The following is an 18,533-nucleotide window of genomic DNA, read 5'->3' as shown; positions in this document are numbered from 1 at the left end:
AGCGCCATCAGGCATTATTTTACGGCGTGGCGGATGCGGCGCTGGATGAGGAAAAGAGTGAAATGAGTATGGTTGAAACTGCCCCGAGTAAGATTCAGGTTCGTGATTTGAACTTCTACTACGGCAAATTCCATGCCCTGAAGAACATTAATCTGGATATCGCGAAGAATCAGGTAACGGCATTTATCGGGCCATCCGGCTGCGGTAAATCAACGCTACTGCGTACCTTCAATAAAATGTATTCGCTTTATCCGGAGCAGCGCGCGGAAGGTGAAATTCTGCTGGATGGCGACAATATTCTCACCAACACCCAGGATATCGCGCTACTGCGCGCAAAAGTGGGGATGGTATTCCAGAAGCCGACGCCGTTCCCGATGTCCATCTATGACAATATCGCCTTTGGCGTGCGTCTGTTTGAGAAGCTGTCTCGCGCCGATATGGACGAGCGCGTGCAGTGGGCGTTGACCAAAGCCGCATTATGGAACGAAACCAAAGATAAATTGCACCAGAGCGGGTACTCTCTCTCCGGTGGTCAGCAGCAGCGCCTGTGCATTGCGCGCGGTATCGCCATTCGCCCGGAAGTGCTGCTGTTGGATGAGCCATGCTCAGCTCTGGACCCGATCTCTACCGGGCGTATTGAAGAGCTGATCACCGAGCTGAAACAGGATTACACCGTGGTGATCGTGACCCACAACATGCAGCAGGCGGCACGTTGTTCCGATCATACGGCGTTTATGTACCTGGGCGAGTTGATTGAGTTCAGCAACACGGACGATCTGTTCACCAAGCCCGCGAAGAAACAAACAGAAGACTATATCACCGGTCGTTACGGTTAATTCAGGAGTGCGTAATGGACAGTCTGAACCTTAATAAACATATTTCCGGCCAGTTCAACGCCGAACTGGAAAGCATCCGCACTCAGGTAATGACCATGGGCGGCATGGTGGAGCAGCAGCTTTCTGACGCTATCACCGCCATGCACAACCAGGACAGCGAGCTGGCGAAGCGCGTGGTAGAAGGCGATCATCAGGTTAATATGATGGAAGTCGCCATCGATGAAGCCTGTGTGCGTATTATCGCCAAGCGCCAGCCGACGGCGAGCGATCTGCGTCTGGTAATGGCGATTATCAAAACCATCGCCGAACTGGAGCGCATTGGCGACGTGGCGGATAAAATCTGCCGTACCGCGCTGGAGAAATTCTCCCAGCAGCACCAGCCGCTGTTGGTGAGTCTGGAGTCGCTGGGCCGCCACACCGTGCAGATGCTGCACGACGTGCTGGATGCGTTCGCGCGCATGGATCTCGACGAAGCGGTGCGTATCTACCGTGAAGATAAGAAAGTTGACCAGGAATATGAAGGCATTGTGCGTCAGCTGATGACCTACATGATGGAAGACTCGCGCACCATTCCCAGCGTGCTGACCGCGCTGTTCTGCGCGCGCTCTATCGAGCGTATCGGTGACCGTTGCCAGAATATCTGCGAATACATCTTCTACTTCGTGAAGGGGCAGGATTTCCGTCACGTGGGCGGCGATGAGCTGGATAAGCTGCTGGCGGGGAAAGATCCGAAAGAGTAAATCTCATTCTTTTGCCCGGTGGCGCTGCGCTTACCGGGCCTACAGGTACAGATGCTGTAGGCCGGATAAGCGTCAGCGCCATCCGGCATTTCAGTTAACGCGTAATCTCCCACCCGCGCGCTTTCCACAATCCCGGCAACTGCGCCAAATCGGTAAAAGTCGTCACGTTAGGGTGATCGATCGGCTTGTTATGCGGATCGGCGCAGAAATAAAACACTTCCATTCCCGCCGCAATTCCTGACTGCGCGCCTGCGCTGGAATCATCCACCAGAATACACTTCTCAACATTGACCTTCATGGCGTTCGCCGCGTGGAGCATCAGCGCCGGATCGGGCTTCCAGCGTTGAATATCGTAACCGCTAAACAGCAAATCGGGAAAATAATGCAACATGCCCAGTTTACCCAGCGAATGCTGCATCTTACTGACCGGTCCGTTGGATACCACGCACATAGGCGTCTTAATGCTCTCCAGCAGGGTATTTGCGCCCGCGATCGCTTCCAGTTCGGTATCGAACAGACGCGCCACTTCCGCGCGGTACACCGGCTCCAGAACGTCGCGTCTTAGTGTAACACCGTACTCCTTGCTGATAGTTTCGATAATTTCGTAGAGTTTTACGCCCTTAAAGCGTTTAAATACCGTTTCGAGATCGAGCGTGATGCCAAATTCCTGAAACATTGCGACATAGGCACGCGAGCAAATCACTTCACTATCGACCAGCGTACCGTCGCAATCGAAAAATACCGCTTCTATCATGGACATGATGTTTCCTGTTTAGTCGCCAAACCGTGGACGCGCGCCGCGTTGCGTTAACCATTTTTCTGTGTCATCCCGGCTGTAGCGCAGCGGCCTGACCAGGTTGCCTGTTTTATCGATCACTCCCCAGCGCCCGTTTTTAGCAACGGCGATGAAGTTGATATTGTACCGATAATCTGTATTAGAGACAGTATCGTAGCGAAAGGGAATAATGATGTTTCCTGAAAAATCAAGAAGGCCGTATAAAATCTTGTCGTTCATCCGCTTTCCCGCGACAAACGCATCGGGTCGCTGGTTTATCATCTGTATCGACGAAAATTGCGGCGCAATAATCACATTGCCGTAAGCATCGCCCATGCCGCTTAGCTGAGCGCTATTCTGGTAAGTCGAGAGAAAAACTATGGCGCTGCTTTCGGCTAACTCAATGCTGGAATAGACGGGCGGGTAGATAAATTGCTGCTGGCGGGCGCTATACAAACCGGTATGGTTACCGGTGAACGATGTTGAGACGTAAAACAGATCTGTTTCGCTGTCATAATGCTCAATATAGATTTTTTGCCACGGAATGATTGCCTGCCCAGCGGCGTTGTAGAGTCCACAAAACTCATCCTGACAGATGACGTAAAAGCGCGTTACTGGCAGTCTTAAGCCGTCGGCGCTAAAAGAAACGTCAGATATTTCTACCTGGTCAGGTTTTAGCGGTAACGGTACAGGTGCGTTCAGATAAGTTTTTGGTTGAATGGTGTTGATAAGACTCAGAATGGATGAGCCTGCCGCCCCGGATGTTGAAGAAACCAACGCGAGTAAGAAAAACAGACGGGTAAACATAAAAATCCTTTTCATATCCTGGTCGCTGCCTCAGTATTTCCTGTCTCATATCGCTAGTTTAACGTTTACGTAATGCTGAATGAGGGGACGCAATCGTTGCCGTACTAACAAATTGAGTGAAAAAAATTACCACACAACTGCGCCAGGTGTCGCATTTTGGTATAGGATAACGGCGAATTTTCCCTCCTTTCTCCGGAAATTGATAATGAGTCAACAACACACCACCCAGGCTTCTGGTCAGGGTATGCTGGAACGCGTGTTTAAACTGCGCGAACATGGCACGACGGCACGAACCGAAGTGATCGCCGGTTTTACCACTTTCCTGACGATGGTTTATATCGTTTTTGTTAACCCGCAAATTCTGGGCGTAGCTGGCATGGACACCAGCGCCGTCTTTGTGACCACCTGTCTGATTGCGGCCTTTGGCAGTATTCTGATGGGCCTGTTCGCTAACCTGCCGGTGGCGCTGGCGCCCGCGATGGGGCTGAACGCGTTCTTTGCCTTCGTGGTTGTGCAGGCAATGGGACTGCCGTGGCAGGTAGGCATGGGCGCCATTTTCTGGGGCGCTGTTGGTCTTTTATTGCTGACTATCTTCCGCGTGCGTTACTGGATGATCGCCAACATTCCGGTCAGCCTGCGCGTGGGCATCACCAGCGGCATCGGCCTGTTTATCGGCATGATGGGGCTGAAAAACGCCGGCGTGATCGTCGCTAACCCGGAAACGCTGGTCAGCATCGGCAACCTGACCTCGCACAGCGTGCTGCTGGGGGTTCTCGGATTCTTTATTATTGCGATTCTCGCTTCGCGCAACATTCATGCGGCGGTGCTGGTGTCCATCATCGTCACGACGCTGCTTGGCTGGATGATGGGCGATGTGCACTACAACGGCATTGTCTCCGCGCCGCCAAGCGTCACCAGCGTGGTAGGGCATGTCGATTTGGCAGGCTCGTTCAATCTTGGCCTGGCGGGGGTTATTTTCTCCTTCATGTTGGTCAACCTGTTTGACTCCTCCGGTACGCTGATTGGCGTGACCGATAAAGCCGGGCTGGCGGATGAGAAAGGCAAATTCCCGCGCATGAAGCAGGCGCTGTTTGCTGATAGTATCTCTTCCGTCACTGGCGCATTTGTCGGAACGTCTTCTGTGACCGCTTATATTGAGTCCTCTTCCGGCGTTTCGGTGGGCGGTCGCACCGGTTTGACGGCGGTGGTGGTCGGTATTTTGTTCCTGCTGGTTATCTTCCTCTCGCCGCTGGCGGGCATGGTGCCGCCTTACGCGGCGGCGGGCGCGCTGATTTACGTCGGCGTGCTGATGACCTCCAGCCTGGCGCGGGTAAACTGGCAGGATTTAACCGAATCGGTCCCGGCGTTTATTACGGCGGTAATGATGCCGTTTAGCTTCTCGATCACCGAAGGTATCGCGCTGGGCTTTATCTCTTACTGCGTGATGAAAATCGGTACCGGTCGCCTGCGCGACCTTAGCCCGTGCGTAGTGATTGTCGCGCTGTTATTTGTGCTGAAGATTGTGTTTATTGACGCACACTGATGAAATGAACCCTCGCCCCATCGGGGGGAGGGTTTTTAACGAACTTACGCTTTAACGCGCTGAATAAACTCGCCAAATGCGGTCAACTGACCGGTCAAATGATCTAACGTTCCCTGATCCACCACTTCTCCAGTCTGCGGGTCGACTTTATTCTGAATCACGCCGCCCATAAACTCCGGTTTGTTCATCACCATTGCATCAAGGAACACCAGAATCTGGCGCAGATGATACTGGCAGCGCGCGCCGCCAATCGCCCCCATTGAACTGGTCTGGATAAGAACGGGCTTACCCGCCAGCGGCTGCTCAGGCAGACGGGATAGCCAGTCGATGGCATTCTTCAGGCCGCCGGGAACGGAATAGTTATATTCCGGCGTCACAATGACGACGCCGTCGGCGTTGCGAATCTGCTCCGCCAGCGCCTCTACGCTGGCTGGAAATCCCTCTTCCTGCTGGATATCGGCGTCATACAGCGGAATATCCCCGATCGAAGGCAGCGGCGATACCGTCATTCCTGCCGGCGCGACTTTAGGCAGCGTACGCGCCACCATCCCGTTAAAGGAACCTTTGCGTAAACTTCCCAGCAATGTAACCACATTCAGCGTTTCAGACATACGTGCCCCTTTTTTCATTATGAACGATTAAGCGTATACGATTTGGCGGCGGGGAGTTGGGCGAATCGCATCAGACGGCCGGTTGGCTCATTGGCGCGCGTCTGGATATCGGGCAGGCTTTTCCAGCCCAGTTTGCCATCGAACTCCCACACTTTTAATTTTTCTATCGCTGGCGTAACGGTTACGGACCATACCAGCACATCTTCCGCATCGCACACGGCTTCAAGCTGCGTGACATGCGCGCACTTCAGGCGTCCGGCCACGGGTAAAAGTTGCAGCTCCCGCGGATCGTCATTCATGACATCGCCGGTGAGTTTTAACACGCTCTGGCGCAATGTAATGAGTTGCGCTCGCGCTTCGTTGGGATCGTTTTGATTGGCTACCCATAAGTTTTCATTACGGGAGAAAGGGTGGCGTTCGAGCGAATGCGGATGGTGAAAGCCGCGGGAGGTGCGCTGTAATTCCATATCCAGCCCGCACTCTCCTTCGGTGGTCAACGCCACGCCAACCATATTTCCGGCGTAGGAGATAGAAAAACCTGGCAGATTTTTGTCACGAAACGCGGGTTTACCTTTCGCCTGAATAATGATTTCCGGCAGCTCGCTAATTCCGTACAGCATAAACATCAGTTCGGCAAGAAGGCCTCTGGAGGCGAGAAAACGCGTTCGTCGGTGAGCAGGCAGGTTTCTGGCTTCAATATGGCAAGACGAAGAGAGACGAATTGAAACCAACTGTCCCTCCGTAAGTATCCCTCTGGCAAAGTGAGTCGCCATTTTTCGCTCCGTGATTAATGGGCCGTGATAATGACGAGAGTAACATTAACGTAAATTATGGACAGGTTTTACGCTCTAAAAATTCAATTTCAGAAGGTTCTTTAATCAGACGGTGACATTTCTGGTAAGAGGAAGGTTAATTTATCAACGCAGGTGGTCAGATAAGGCGACGGCAGAGCGTGTTGATAGCCTGTCGTAGCCACACAATCTTGGGATTATGACTATTACGTTTGTGCCATAATAGGGTAAACGGCACCATCAGCTTTTCCCGCTGTTGCGCATCAAAAGGCAGGGGGCGCGCCACTAACGGTAGCTGGTGGAGCTGATTGTAGTGCTGGCAATAGCGCGGCGCGGTTGCTATCAGGGTGTGATCCGGCTGGGCGGCCATAAAGAGCGACTGCTCGAACCCCGGCAGGCTCAACGCAATATGGCGTTTGCGTCCCATTTCTTGCAGGACATCATCCAGCGCCCAGGTATCGCTTTGCTCCCAGCAAATACTGATATGCGGGTAGCGTAGAAAAGTGTCCAGATCCCACGCTTCGCGCAGCGCCGGATGATCTTCCCGCAGCCAGACCCACGGCAAATCGCTAAACAACACCTCAAAATCAATCGCGAGCGGCAACAGACTGAGCAATTCTCGCGAGCGGGGATGGCTTTCGCGTCCGGTAAATCCGATATCGACTTCCCCGCGCGTAATCGCCTCCAGCGAGTCATAATCCCAGTTGCGAACCTTAATGGTAGCCTGCGGATAGCGCTGATAAATCTGCTGCGACAGTGAATTAAACATAATCATCATCAGCGGCGACTCTGCTGCCAACTCAAATTTTAAACCGCGCGGCGTTTGATGATGCGGCTTATCAAGCAGTTGATTCCCCATCTGCATCCAGTCCGCCAGACTTTGCTCCATACTGACCATCAGCGGCGTCGGCGCCAGGCCCAGCGGCGTATTGACGAACAGCGGATCGTCAAACCATGCCCGGAGTTTCGCCAGCGATTTGCTGACCGCCGAGGGCGTTACGTTCATCCGTTTTGCAGCTTTAGTGACGCTGCGCTCCTGCATGAGTAACTGTAGGCATAACAGCAGATTAAGATCGAGATTGGTAAGGGATTTCTTCATGCTCGGCTACGGACCTGTTGGGCGTGACGGAGAAGATCAGCAGAATACTCACTATGCTACAACCAATCAGAATCCCGATCAGCATATTCATCGCGCTGATACCGAGTATTGCCGCCAGCCAAATCCACAGTGATGAACCGCAAACCTGCGCGATACCGAGCGTGGAACTGGCCACTCCGGCGCGCAGCGAAAATGGCCCCAGCGCCTGGCTCATCGCGACGCCAAAACCAACCGAGAATCCGGCGCAGATAAGCGTCAGGCCAAAGAGTGTGACGGTATTGGTATGAGCAAGGCTTAACGTCACGCCAGCCGTCAAAAACAGCCCCTGTGAGACGAGCATTAAGGTTCGCGGCTTAAATAACCCAAGCGCAAAAGGGGTAGAAAAAGAGACGACCATGCTGACGCCTGCGGTGAGCGCCATGGTAATGGCATAGTCGCCACGGCTAAATCCCATCACCTCCATCAGCAGCACTGGAGAGGCATTGACGAAGGTCAGGATCACCGACACGCTAAGGGTGGTGATCGCCAGTCGACTGACGAAAAAACGGTTAACCAGCGACTCGGCGGCGGGCGACGATCGTGATAAATCGCGTGGAGCCCGCCTTGCCGGGCGCGTCTCGCGCAGGATAAACAGTGATAACAGGCCCACAATAATGCCCATCGCGGACATCGTATAGAACAGACTTTGCCAGGGGAAACGAAGCATAATCAAATGCCCCACCACCGGGGCGAGTACCGGCACAATACAGGTAATCCCATTCAATAATGACAGCACTTTCGCCCGGCGATGCTCGTCGAGCGTGTCGCGCAGAATGGCGAACGCCACCACATAGCAGCCGCCTGCGCCTACTCCCTGAAGAAAACGCCCACTCAGAAATAGCGAGCCTTCCGACGCCCGTGAACAAAGCAGTGAGGCCATCATAAAGACGAGCGCGCCGACGATCGCGACCGGCTTGCGGCCTGACTGGTCGGCTATCTTCCCGGCAAACAGCATGGCCGTCGCCATTCCGGCCAGGTAAACGGAGAAGGCGATATGCAACTGCGCCTCGCTGGCGTTCAGATCGGCGGCTATACGCGGTAAACCGACCAGATACATATCAATACCGGCAGGATAGAGTAAAACCAGGGCAAAACTACACAGTAGAAAACGTTTCATAACGGCCTCACGAAAAGTGTGGCGCTAAGAATACGGGGCGACGTTGCGCGAGACGAGTTGCCATTTGGACAACAGTGATTTCCTATGAGGCAATGAGATATCACCCCGGCAGTGACGTAAGCCGGATGGCGTCACCCGACACCAATACAGAAACTGGAAAATCTAGATAATTCGTTGATATATAATCTATAATTTGCCTTGAAAACATGGCTATGGGCACATTAAAGGACACAAAAACCAAGTAGCTGGTGAAACTGTAAATAGACCCGTTTTAGTTCCATGCATTTTTTGAGATCCCGGCCAGATTGACCCTGGTAAGTGAATTTCTGACATCTGTTTGAGTGTCAGCCTGTTTGTTGCAGTGGATTTGCAGGCAGTAGCTGGGTTGAAGCTGATCTGCGCGCTGGCGTCACTTTCACTCGCTTACGCTCTTAAAAGTGACGCCGCGTTTTGCACATTCAGTAGGAAGTACGGACGCAAAGCCTTCGGCAATGCCGTCCGACTTCTCTACAGCGTTCTGTCTGTCGCTACGCTTGCAACAGGGTAGCGATATAGGGTGTGGTCACCTGTATCGAGACAGGAGGTCAGTTTCAGACCACGCTTCGTTCCCTGGTTGACCGGGGGGCTGACCGCCAAAGGCGCTTCTTACAGGTCGCAGTTCGTCTTAGAACAGGAAGCTTTTAGGGGTACTGCTATGAGTTGGGGATAGGGTAGAGCGGGGGGCGTAGGGAAGCTGTGGGGAATTGTTTATGGGATTTGAAAAATTTATTTTTCTGGAAAATCTATGATTAAGTTAGGCCAAGCGTATAATGTAATACGCTTAGGAAAACTTATTCCAAGTTGTTCTGGGCATAATCAACAAAACACTGGTGTCTATAAAAGTGCAGCAGAAATTATTTGTCTTTTTGTTTTTGTAATTTATAAATATTATCAGATCCATATTTAATGACCATGCTTTTATAAAACGAAGGCTCAATATTTTTAGCAAATGCAAGTAGCCCGACTAATTTATTGCATTCGTCAGTAGATAATTTCCCATTTATAAAATGATGGATCATGGCAGAGATTTTTCTTTTCCTTTCTCTACCTATGGATAATTTGTTATCGTTTGTTAGAGTTATACCAGTAACGTGACGGTTATGTCCTTTTGAAGAAAACACTGTTTTTTCATGATTGATTCTAATCCTACCTAAAGAATATTTAGGCAGTACGTTTTCAAGCATGTCAGGTATATCAAACAAAACATCTTTATTATTTGTTGAAAAGGTTAAATCATCAGCATAACGAGTATAGTTAACGCCTATTTTAGAGCATATCTCTTGAACCTCAATATCCCAAAAGTACATCACAAAATTTGATATTAAAGGTGAGCTTGGTGCTCCAATACTTAATCTTAAATTACTATTTCTCTTGGATTTGAAGAATAATATATTCTCAAGTAATACTTTATCATCTGCAGTTAAATCAATATTTGCAAGTCGTAACTTTGAGAAAAATAGACGTGGTGTTATGCTAGGGAAAAAATTCTCAAAATCCATCTTCAACAAGTATTTTGTATGAAGATGAACTTGAGCGTTGGTCTTAATGCTACTGCCCTTTTTATATGCAAATGCGCATTCATGAACGGGTAATTTATCGGTTAAATACTCAGTAATTTCACGTTGTATAAATTTTAGTTCTTTCGAAGGATGAGCAATAGTTCTCTTCTTATCTGAGTTTCTTTTTGCAATTTTATATATTTTATAGCGATAAGGTGCCGTCAATGAAAAGGAAATGATTTCACTTTTCTTGGTTAATAGTAAATCTGAAATATGCTGTAATATGTCCATTAATTAATCTCCTCAGCCATTTCTTTTTTTGCTATTATTTGACGCAGTGCTGTAATTCTTCGTTTTGATAATGGATCGGTTAATGTTACAAAAGATTGTCTAACCTTCATTTTTAATTGTTGATTATCTATGAGTTTATTATCTTTAGTTTTACCAAATTTTACCCATTTACGCTCTTTTAATGGAAAGTAATATTTGTTTGAGCTATATGATAAAACGTCTATAAAACCAACTTTCTGAAGTAAATAAATTGATCTGTTAATAATTTTTGTTGAAATATTAATCCCTAATGAGTTTAGGGCTGATTCTATTTCGCTAAGTTGTATTGGGGCGCAAAGAGATATAATTTCAGTAATTAGAAGTGCTATATGTCCAGAATTATCCTTACTGAATTGTTCTGTTTTTGGGATTGATGAAAGTTTTTCTTTTATATTTACACATAAATCATCAAGAAAATCATTATCGTATTTTAAGACTTCAGGATCCGGCCAAGGATAGATTACAACAGAGGATGAGACTTTCTTCTTAATATACTCTAGTGGGCCTAAATAAATGAATGAGTCCTCACCGGATACTTCTTCCGCTGAAGCAACAATCAGTATTTTTTTAAACAGTTCTGATTTGTTGCAAAATATACCTAACTCAACTAATGATCCTGGACTTTCTAAAAAAATGATAATAAGAGATGAAATACTGGCTATATCATCTTCAAACACCAGAAGGTCCGGATAGGCATTCTCTTTAAAATAATCCTTGAATGTCTCAGCTAGAATGAAATGTTCGTGAAGTTCAGAGGCATGTTTTGCTGTGTAAGTGAGTAGTCTATCCCTAAAACTGGGGGGAATTGGTGCACGTACATCGACTTTGCCTCCACACACGAAAAGGAGACGATGAGATATATCAACATTGAAGTTACTTATGTCTAACAATTCAAATTGTTTTTTAATAGTTTCTTCAAACATTGATTTAAACGTTATGTATTTTTGATTTGTCTTCCGTTGATGAAAAAAACGAGCAATGTTTTTTGCTCGTTTTTTACTCTTTACTAGAGGAGGCGCTAGAAAGTTTTCTACCGATCCTAGAGACTTCTAGGATCGGTAGAAAACTTTCTAGCGCAACCCTAAAAGTACTCAATAAGTTAGTGTCTGGCGAAACGCTCGACAAGGCTATAAATCAAAGCCTAACGCTAAAGAGTGATGTTATTATGGTTGAGAAGTGCATCTTTTTCAACCGGTTAGATAGTATATTCTAATCAGAAACTATTATTGTTATATTTTCCATATTATTCATACGGTTACATTGTAAGACTTCCCGAATTGTCCAATGGTAACCTTCCTTCCAGTCTCAATCTGCGCATCAACAAAATCAGCCCAGGACTGAAGCATCTCCCGGCGCTGATTCAGGTACTCCGCACGGTTGTAGATGCCGCGAACGCCGCCGATCTTATGCGCCAGGCATTTCTCTACCCAGTCGGAGTTGTAGCCCTGCTCATGGAGCAAAGTGCTGGCAGTACGCCGGAAGTCATAAATAACAAAATCCCTGACGTTTAGATCCAGCGTACGCACCGCGCAGTTCAGCGTTGTTTTGGAGATCGGGCGTCGGTGGTCGTTTGGGGAAGACGTATGGAGAATCTCCGGCCAGAAATTTTAGCTCTTCGAACATCGCCAGCGCCTGCTTTGACAGCGGAACAATATGCGGGTTATCCATCTTCATTCTTTCGCCGGGGATACGCCATTCCAGCGCGTTGAAGTTAACTTCACTCCATGTCGCTTCAATCATCTCCGATTTACGCACCATGCAGATGATTAGCAGGTGCAGAGCCAGCGTTTGGCGAATGTTTTGACTGTCGTTGGGTCTTTCTGTTTAAGCTTTACTTCCTGCTTTTTCTGCGCGGGATTGATGTCATGGGCAACCATTGATCGGCACTTTTCACGCCAAAGCCGCGCTTCTGCAAGTGAGAAAGCTGGGTATTCGCCCAGCGTGATCTGTTGCGATTTGTTGTCAAAGCGGTAGCGGAAACGCCAGATTTTTCGTCCGGTGGGAAGAACTTCAATCACCAACCCGTCATGATCGGCAAGTTGTCAGGGGCGGTTTCTGGGAGCAAGTGTGCGTAGTTTGGTATCTGAAAGTGCCATATCTCACCTCTACAGCGTGTCCATGAGAAGGGATATTTGAGCGTTTTTTATACCGTTTTTTGTGTTCATTTGATGTAATTTTTAGATCAAAAAGTAAACAATGGTACACGAGGGATTTAAAGATGGGGACAATTCAGGACACAAAAATCGCGGATGAACCCGCACGACTATGGACGAGTATGGAAAGTAAAAACCCGCGTTAACAGGCAGTTAATGCGGGTTAGTGAACGTTCACGGACGAGGATGGACTAAAACTTACTTACCAATACAGAAGCTGGAGAAAATCCGTCCCAGCAGGTCGTCGGAGGTAAACTCGCCGGTAATCTCGCTTAAGCTTTGCTGCGCCAGGCGCAACTCTTCCGCCAGCAGTTCCCCCGCCCATGCGCCTAATAGCTGCGCTTTGCCCTGTTCAAGATGGTCAGCGGCTTCCGCCAGCGCCTGTAGGTGACGGCGGCGGGCCAGGAAGCCGCCTTCCATATTGGTATCAAACCCCATGCTCTGCTTGAGGTGGTTACGCAACACGTCGACGCCTTCGCCGGTACGCGCCGAGAGGCGAACCAGTGAGTGACCGTTTACTTCACTAATACCCAACGTTTCGCCGGTGATATCCGCCTTGTTACGTACCACGGTAATCGGTAGATTTTTGGGCAGACGGGCGATAAAGTCCGGCCAGATGTCGGCAGGGTCAACGGCGTCCGTCGTGGTGCCATCCACCATAAACAGCACGCGATCGGCCTGTTCAATCTCCTGCCAGGCGCGTTCGATGCCGATACGCTCAACTTCGTCGCTGGCGTCGCGCAGTCCGGCGGTATCGATGATATGCAGCGGCATCCCGTCGATATGAATATGCTCGCGCAACACGTCGCGCGTGGTACCGGCGATATCGGTAACAATGGCCGCTTCACGGCCTGCCAGCGCATTCAGCAGGCTGGATTTCCCGGCATTCGGGCGTCCGGCAATCACTACCTTCATCCCTTCGCGCAGCAGGCTGCCCTGGCGCGCTTCGGTGCGCACGGCGTCAAGATCGGCGATGACGCCATTGAGCTGCGCTTCAATTTTGCCGTCAGAGAGAAAGTCGATCTCCTCATCCGGAAAATCGATAGCCGCTTCGACGTAGATTCGCAGGTGAGTAAGTGCTTCCACAAGGTGGTTAACGCGGGCGGAAAATGCCCCCTGTAACGAGTTTAGCGCCGAACGCGCCGCCTGTTCGGAACTGGCATCGATCAGGTCGGCAATGGCTTCTGCCTGGGCTAAATCGAGCTTATCGTTGAGGAACGCTCGCTCGGAGAACTCGCCCGGTCGGGCAATGCGCACGCCTGGAAGCGTCAGGATACGTTTTAACAGCAGGTCCAGGATCACCGGACCGCCGTGCCCTTGTAGCTCCAGCACATCTTCACCGGTGAAGGAGTTTGGGCCGGGGAACCACAGCGCAATACCCTGATCCAGCGCGCTGCCGTCAACGTCTTTAAACGGCAGGTAGTCGGCATAGCGCGGCTTCGGCAGCTTGCCCAGCACCTCTTGCGCAACGTCACGCGCCTTCAGACCAGAGATACGCAGGATACCCACGCCACCGCGTCCCGGTGGGGTTGCCTGGGCGACGATAGTGTCGTTATGGCTCATGGTTAGTCTCAACTTTGTTGCAATAAAAAAGGCGGTCATATGACCGCCTTTTGATTGTAGGCCTGATAAGCGTTAGCGCCATCAGGCTGACCGGCGCGCCTTGCCGGATGGCGGCTTCGCCTTATCCGGCCTACACCGAATCAGGATTTTTTCTTCTCGCGGCTATGCAGGCCACGCTTCTCCAGACCACGGTAAATCAGCTGCTGCTGAATGATGGTGACCAGGTTGCTGACGATATAGTACAGCACCAGACCTGACGGGAACCACAGGAAGAACACCGTAAAGATGACCGGCATAAAGGTCATGATCTTCTGCTGCATCGGGTCGGTCACGGTGGTCGGCGACATCTTCTGAATGAAGAACATCGTTACGCCCATCAGGATCGGCAGAATGTAGTACGGGTCCTGTGCGGACAGGTCATGAATCCACAGCGCGAACGGCGCATGACGCAGTTCAATGGAACCCATCAGCATGTAGTACAACGCCAGGAAGATAGGCATCTGGATGATCAGCGGGAAGCAGCCGCCCAGCGGGTTAACCTTCTCCGCTTTGTACAGGGCCATCATCTCCTGGCTTTGGCGCTGTTTATCATCGCCAAGACGTTCGCGCATCGCCTGAATTTTCGGCTGCAGCATACGCATCTTCGCCATTGACGTGTACTGCGCTTTGGTCAGCGGGTACATGATACCGCGAACGATAAAGGTAATGATGATAATGGAGAAGCCCCAGTTGCCCACAAAGCTGTGGATCCACTTCAGCAACTTGAACAGCGGCTGAGAGATGAACCACAACCAGCCGTAGTCCACGGTCAAATCCAGGTGCGGTGCAACAGCCGCCATTTTATCCTGAATTTCCGGGCCGACCCACAGGGTGCTGGTCATCGCGCCAGTCTGGCCTGGCTGTACCAGTACCGGCTGCGCTTTATAGCCGATAGCGACAATGCCGTTACCCAGATTGGCGGTGTAGAAATTGTTGGTGCCGTCGTTACGCGGAATCCATGCGGTAGCGAAATACTGCTGCAACATTGCCACCCAACCGCCTTTGGAGCTGACGTTGAGGTTTTCGTTATCGGCAATAGTGTCGAATTTGTATTTCTCATACTTCTCATCCGGCGTGGAGTACGCTGCGCCGCGGAACGTATGCAGCGCAAAGTTGCTGCTGCCGGTATCGCGATGAGGAGGCAGGTTGACGGATTGTTTTAACTGACCAAAGGTGGAGACTTCCAGCGGTTTTTCGCCGGTGTTCTGCACGCTATAGTTCACGTTAACCGCATAATCGCCACGCTTAAAGACAAACGTTTTGGTAAACGTGTTGCCTGCGGCGTCAGTATAAGTCATCGGAACCTGCAGTTCGTTCTGACCGTCGGCCAGTACAAACGCATCTTTCTCGACGTTGTACAGCGGACGCGGGCCGTTCGCCGGGTTATCCGGGCCGTCGCGGCCTGTCAGGCCGCTTTGCGCCTGATAGATAAACTGCGGGGTGGTTTCCAGCAGCTGGAACGGTTCGTTGGAACCCAGTTCTTTCGGGTAAGCCGGGAGCAAGGCCTGCTCGACATCACCACCACGGGTGTTGATAGTCAAATCAAGCACATCGGTTTTCACCGTAATCATTTTCCCCTGGCCACTGGCTGGTACGCCCTGGTCGGCGGCGCTACCCGCTGCGGTGGTCGTTGTCTGCGTGGTCTGTTGAGTCTGAGGTTGCGGATTTTTATCCTGCTCCCAGGCTTGCCAGATCATGAAAGACACGAACAGCAAAGCGATGACTAAAAGATTGCGTTGCGAATCCATCGTTAGTGTTCTCTGGTATCAAATGGTCCGGGCGGGACGGGATCGTCACCACCAGGGTGTAAAGGGTGGCATTTTAATACGCGTTTCACCGTCAACCAACTGCCTTTTATCACTCCAAACCTGCGCAATGCCTCAATTCCGTAGCTTGAGCACGTTGGCGTGAAACGACAATGCGGCCCAAGCAGCGGACTGATCAGGCGTTGATAGACCCGAATAAGGGCTATCAGGACCCGCGAGCCAGGCGACAGTGGCGGCGCCATAATTTTTCCAACGCTTCCGAGAGAGCACGGTTATCGAGGTCGGCAACCCCTTTTTTCGCCACCACCACGAAATCCATTGCAGGAAGTTCATGCTGGCGCAGACGGAAGCTTTCACGCGTCAGACGTTTAATCCGGTTGCGTTCATGCGCACGTCGAACATTTTTCTTGGCGACGGTAAGACCGATACGGGGATGCCCCAGCGAATTCAGGCGGCCGAGGATGGTGATTTGCGGCGTGCCAGCCCGTTGAGGTTGCTGGAAGACGAATGTGAAATGAGCGGGAGTTAACAAACGTAACTCCCTGGGAAATGCGAGCTTAACCACTCAGGGGTTAGCTTTATTACTTGGAAACGGTCAGACGAGCGCGGCCTTTAGCACGACGACGTGCCAGAACCTGACGACCATTTTTAGTAGCCATACGAGCACGGAAGCCGTGAGAACGGTTGCGCTTCAGTACAGACGGTTGAAAAGTGCGTTTCATGGCGATTTCTACCTAAACTTGAATAAATTCACTGACTTTTGCGTATACCCGAACAAACTTTGAACGACTTACGCCACAGTGTGGGTGATTAAAGAGGCCGGATTGTAATAATTGTACACTCCGGAGTCAATTCTCTTTCCTTATTTTCCCGCGATTTTCCACGCCTTTTTGTGCGGAAAATAAGCAGCGTTGACGCCATATGACGGGCATTGCGCGACGGGTGGAGAATTATACGGACTGCCAGGTAAAGCGCAAGGATCGCCCTGGATCTTTATGCGATCTTTTAGGCGTCTGCTCACCTTTACCTATTAATTTTTTCAATATGCGCGCGAAAGCGTACAGGAGTTCCCCAGGATCGATTACACTTATCCTTTCCTGGAAAGTCCTGTGGATAAATAGGGAAGAATCTGTGAGAAACAGAAGATCTCTTGCTCAGTTTAGGCTATGATCCGCGGTCCTGATCGTTTCAAACGATCCTGGTCAGGCATGAACACGAAATCTTTCAGACTGCGTGAAGTCGCGATCGTTTGAAAGATCCGTGAAAACCGCAGACAGCGGTTCGTGCGTCACCCTTCATGCAGGGTCTTATCGACGTGCGCCAACAATCATTAATGTATCAGCCTTTGTCATTTATCGACTTTTGTTCGAGTGGAGTCCGCCGTGTCACTTTCGCTTTGGCAGCAGTGTCTTGCCCGATTGCAGGATGAGTTACCAGCCACAGAATTCAGTATGTGGATACGCCCGTTGCAGGCGGAACTGAGCGATAACACGCTGGCTTTGTATGCGCCAAACCGTTTTGTGCTCGATTGGGTAAGAGATAAGTACCTCAACAATATCAATGGATTACTCAACACATTCTGCGGCGCGGATGCCCCACAACTGCGTTTTGAAGTGGGAACAAAGCCCGTTACGCAAACGCTAAAAACGCCTGTGCATAACGTTGTCGCGCCTGCGCAGACAACAACGGCGCAGCCGCAGCGCGTAGCGCCTGCGGCCCGTTCGGGCTGGGATAACGTACCAGCGCCGGCGGAGCCGACCTACCGCTCCAACGTCAATGTAAAACATACATTTGATAACTTCGTCGAAGGTAAATCCAACCAACTGGCGCGCGCGGCGGCACGTCAGGTGGCGGATAATCCTGGCGGCGCTTATAACCCGTTATTCCTCTATGGCGGCACCGGTCTGGGTAAAACTCACCTGCTGCACGCGGTGGGTAACGGCATTATGGCGCGCAAACCCAACGCGAAAGTCGTGTATATGCACTCCGAGCGCTTTGTGCAGGACATGGTAAAAGCCCTGCAAAATAACGCCATCGAAGAGTTTAAACGCTACTACCGCTCCGTTGACGCATTGCTGATCGACGATATTCAATTCTTCGCCAATAAAGAACGATCCCAGGAAGAGTTTTTCCACACCTTTAACGCTCTGCTGGAAGGCAATCAGCAGATCATTTTGACGTCGGATCGCTATCCGAAAGAGATCAACGGCGTTGAGGATCGTCTCAAGTCCCGCTTTGGTTGGGGGCTAACAGTGGCGATCGAACCACCAGAGCTGGAAACCCGCGTGGCGATCCTGATGAAAAAAGCGGACGAAAATGATATTCGTCTGCCAGGCGAGGTCGCGTTCTTTATCGCCAAGCGTCTACGCTCTAACGTACGTGAACTGGAAGGCGCGCTGAACCGGGTGATCGCCAATGCCAACTTTACCGGCCGGGCGATTACTATCGACTTTGTGCGCGAAGCGCTGCGCGATTTACTGGCGTTGCAGGAAAAACTGGTCACCATCGACAATATTCAGAAGACGGTGGCCGAGTATTACAAAATCAAAATTGCGGATCTGCTTTCTAAGCGTCGATCTCGCTCGGTAGCACGTCCGCGCCAGATGGCTATGGCGCTGGCAAAAGAGCTCACCAACCACAGTCTGCCGGAAATCGGCGATGCGTTTGGCGGGCGCGACCACACTACCGTACTTCATGCCTGTCGTAAAATTGAGCAACTGCGTGAAGAAAGCCACGATATCAAAGAAGATTTTTCGAATTTAATCAGAACATTGTCGTCGTGATCC

Annotated in this window: 17 protein-coding genes and 1 pseudogene; 4 read left to right on the top strand and 14 right to left on the bottom strand. The window is 50.6% G+C overall.

Annotated elements, in window-relative coordinates; genetic code table 11:
* Window positions 1-62 precede the first annotated feature (62 nt).
* Together pstB and phoU are read left to right on the top strand one after the other, a co-directional pair.
* A complete protein-coding gene (gene pstB / locus EOS97_RS09770) occupies window positions 63-836 on the top strand; it encodes a phosphate ABC transporter ATP-binding protein PstB (RefSeq protein WP_000063118.1) in 774 nt (257 codons plus the stop codon).
* 14 nt (window positions 837-850) lie between these two features.
* Entirely contained in the window at window positions 851-1,576 is a 726-nt protein-coding gene (gene phoU / locus EOS97_RS09765) for a phosphate signaling complex protein PhoU (protein WP_000377800.1), read from the top strand.
* Between the two features lie 94 nt (window positions 1,577-1,670).
* Here phoU and yieH read toward each other — a convergent pair whose 3' ends face one another.
* On the bottom strand, window positions 1,671-2,336 hold the full coding sequence (gene yieH, locus EOS97_RS09760) for a 6-phosphogluconate phosphatase (RefSeq protein ID WP_000061717.1): 666 nt from the start codon (window positions 2,334-2,336) through the stop codon (window positions 1,671-1,673).
* A gap of 12 nt (window positions 2,337-2,348) precedes the next feature.
* On the bottom strand, window positions 2,349-3,158 hold the full coding sequence (locus EOS97_RS09755) for a WG repeat-containing protein (RefSeq protein WP_001805485.1): 810 nt from the start codon (window positions 3,156-3,158) through the stop codon (window positions 2,349-2,351).
* A 205-nt stretch (window positions 3,159-3,363) separates the two neighbouring features.
* Here EOS97_RS09755 and adeP point away from each other — a divergent pair, with 205 nt between their 5' ends.
* On the top strand, window positions 3,364-4,701 hold the full coding sequence (gene adeP, locus EOS97_RS09750; RefSeq protein ID WP_164848157.1) for an adenine permease AdeP: 1,338 nt from the start codon (window positions 3,364-3,366) through the stop codon (window positions 4,699-4,701).
* Between the two features lie 44 nt (window positions 4,702-4,745).
* On the opposite strand, the gene EOS97_RS09745 is transcribed toward adeP, so the two are convergent.
* The 12 genes and pseudogenes from EOS97_RS09745 to rpmH form a co-directional block, all read right to left on the bottom strand.
* A complete protein-coding gene (locus tag EOS97_RS09745; protein ID WP_001527038.1) occupies window positions 4,746-5,330 on the bottom strand; it encodes an NADPH-dependent FMN reductase in 585 nt (194 codons plus the stop codon).
* Window positions 5,330-6,085 carry a 4'-phosphopantetheinyl transferase superfamily protein gene (locus EOS97_RS09740; protein ID WP_000190678.1) on the bottom strand — a complete coding sequence of 252 codons (756 nt, stop codon included), beginning with the start codon at window positions 6,083-6,085 and terminating at the stop codon, window positions 5,330-5,332. The genes EOS97_RS09745 and EOS97_RS09740 overlap by 1 nt, the downstream gene beginning before the upstream one ends.
* A 157-nt stretch (window positions 6,086-6,242) precedes the next feature.
* Window positions 6,243-7,202 (bottom strand): HTH-type transcriptional regulator YidZ, encoded by a 960-nt coding sequence (gene yidZ / locus EOS97_RS09735; RefSeq protein ID WP_000749365.1) that lies wholly within the window; start codon window positions 7,200-7,202, stop codon window positions 6,243-6,245.
* On the bottom strand, window positions 7,171-8,358 hold the full coding sequence (locus EOS97_RS09730) for an MFS transporter (protein WP_000819618.1): 1,188 nt from the start codon (window positions 8,356-8,358) through the stop codon (window positions 7,171-7,173). The genes yidZ and EOS97_RS09730 overlap by 32 nt, the downstream gene beginning before the upstream one ends.
* An 893-nt stretch (window positions 8,359-9,251) precedes the next feature.
* On the bottom strand, window positions 9,252-10,187 hold the full coding sequence (locus EOS97_RS09725) for a retron St85 family RNA-directed DNA polymerase (protein ID WP_000353754.1): 936 nt from the start codon (window positions 10,185-10,187) through the stop codon (window positions 9,252-9,254).
* Window positions 10,187-11,149 carry a retron St85 family effector protein gene (locus tag EOS97_RS09720; protein ID WP_023166007.1) on the bottom strand — a complete coding sequence of 321 codons (963 nt, stop codon included), beginning with the start codon at window positions 11,147-11,149 and terminating at the stop codon, window positions 10,187-10,189. Before EOS97_RS09720 ends, EOS97_RS09725 begins: the two co-directional genes overlap by 1 nt.
* Before the next feature lie 324 nt (window positions 11,150-11,473).
* Window positions 11,474-12,322 (bottom strand): annotated as a pseudogene (locus EOS97_RS09715) (tyrosine-type recombinase/integrase).
* Between the two features lie 255 nt (window positions 12,323-12,577).
* Window positions 12,578-13,942, bottom strand: a complete 1,365-nt coding sequence (gene mnmE, locus EOS97_RS09710; protein WP_000019079.1) for a tRNA uridine-5-carboxymethylaminomethyl(34) synthesis GTPase MnmE — start codon at window positions 13,940-13,942, stop codon at window positions 12,578-12,580.
* A gap of 140 nt (window positions 13,943-14,082) precedes the next feature.
* Window positions 14,083-15,729, bottom strand: a complete 1,647-nt coding sequence (yidC, locus tag EOS97_RS09705; protein ID WP_000378278.1) for a membrane protein insertase YidC — start codon at window positions 15,727-15,729, stop codon at window positions 14,083-14,085.
* Between the two features lie 2 nt (window positions 15,730-15,731).
* Window positions 15,732-15,989: a membrane protein insertion efficiency factor YidD gene (yidD, locus tag EOS97_RS09700; RefSeq protein WP_001307474.1), complete on the bottom strand. Its 258-nt coding sequence runs from the start codon at window positions 15,987-15,989 to the stop codon at window positions 15,732-15,734.
* Window positions 15,953-16,312 (bottom strand): ribonuclease P protein component, encoded by a 360-nt coding sequence (gene rnpA / locus EOS97_RS09695; protein WP_000239725.1) that lies wholly within the window; start codon window positions 16,310-16,312, stop codon window positions 15,953-15,955. The genes yidD and rnpA overlap by 37 nt, the downstream gene beginning before the upstream one ends.
* Window positions 16,313-16,328: 16 nt before the next feature.
* The gene (gene rpmH, locus EOS97_RS09690) at window positions 16,329-16,469 is read right to left on the bottom strand and encodes a 50S ribosomal protein L34 (RefSeq protein ID WP_000831330.1); all 141 of its coding nucleotides are present in this window, start codon (window positions 16,467-16,469) and stop codon (window positions 16,329-16,331) included.
* 660 nt (window positions 16,470-17,129) lie between these two features.
* On the opposite strand from rpmH, the gene dnaA reads away from it, so the two are divergent.
* Window positions 17,130-18,530, top strand: coding sequence for a chromosomal replication initiator protein DnaA (gene dnaA, locus EOS97_RS09685; protein ID WP_000059093.1), 1,401 nt, complete (start codon window positions 17,130-17,132; stop codon window positions 18,528-18,530).
* Window positions 18,531-18,533 lie beyond the last annotated feature (3 nt).

Origin of the sequence: Salmonella sp. SSDFZ54, assembly GCF_004010735.1 — a bacterium.
Lineage (GTDB): Bacteria > Pseudomonadota > Gammaproteobacteria > Enterobacterales > Enterobacteriaceae > Salmonella > Salmonella enterica.
Note: the sequence above shows the minus strand (reverse complement) of the source record. Positions and strands in the feature narration are given on the sequence as shown.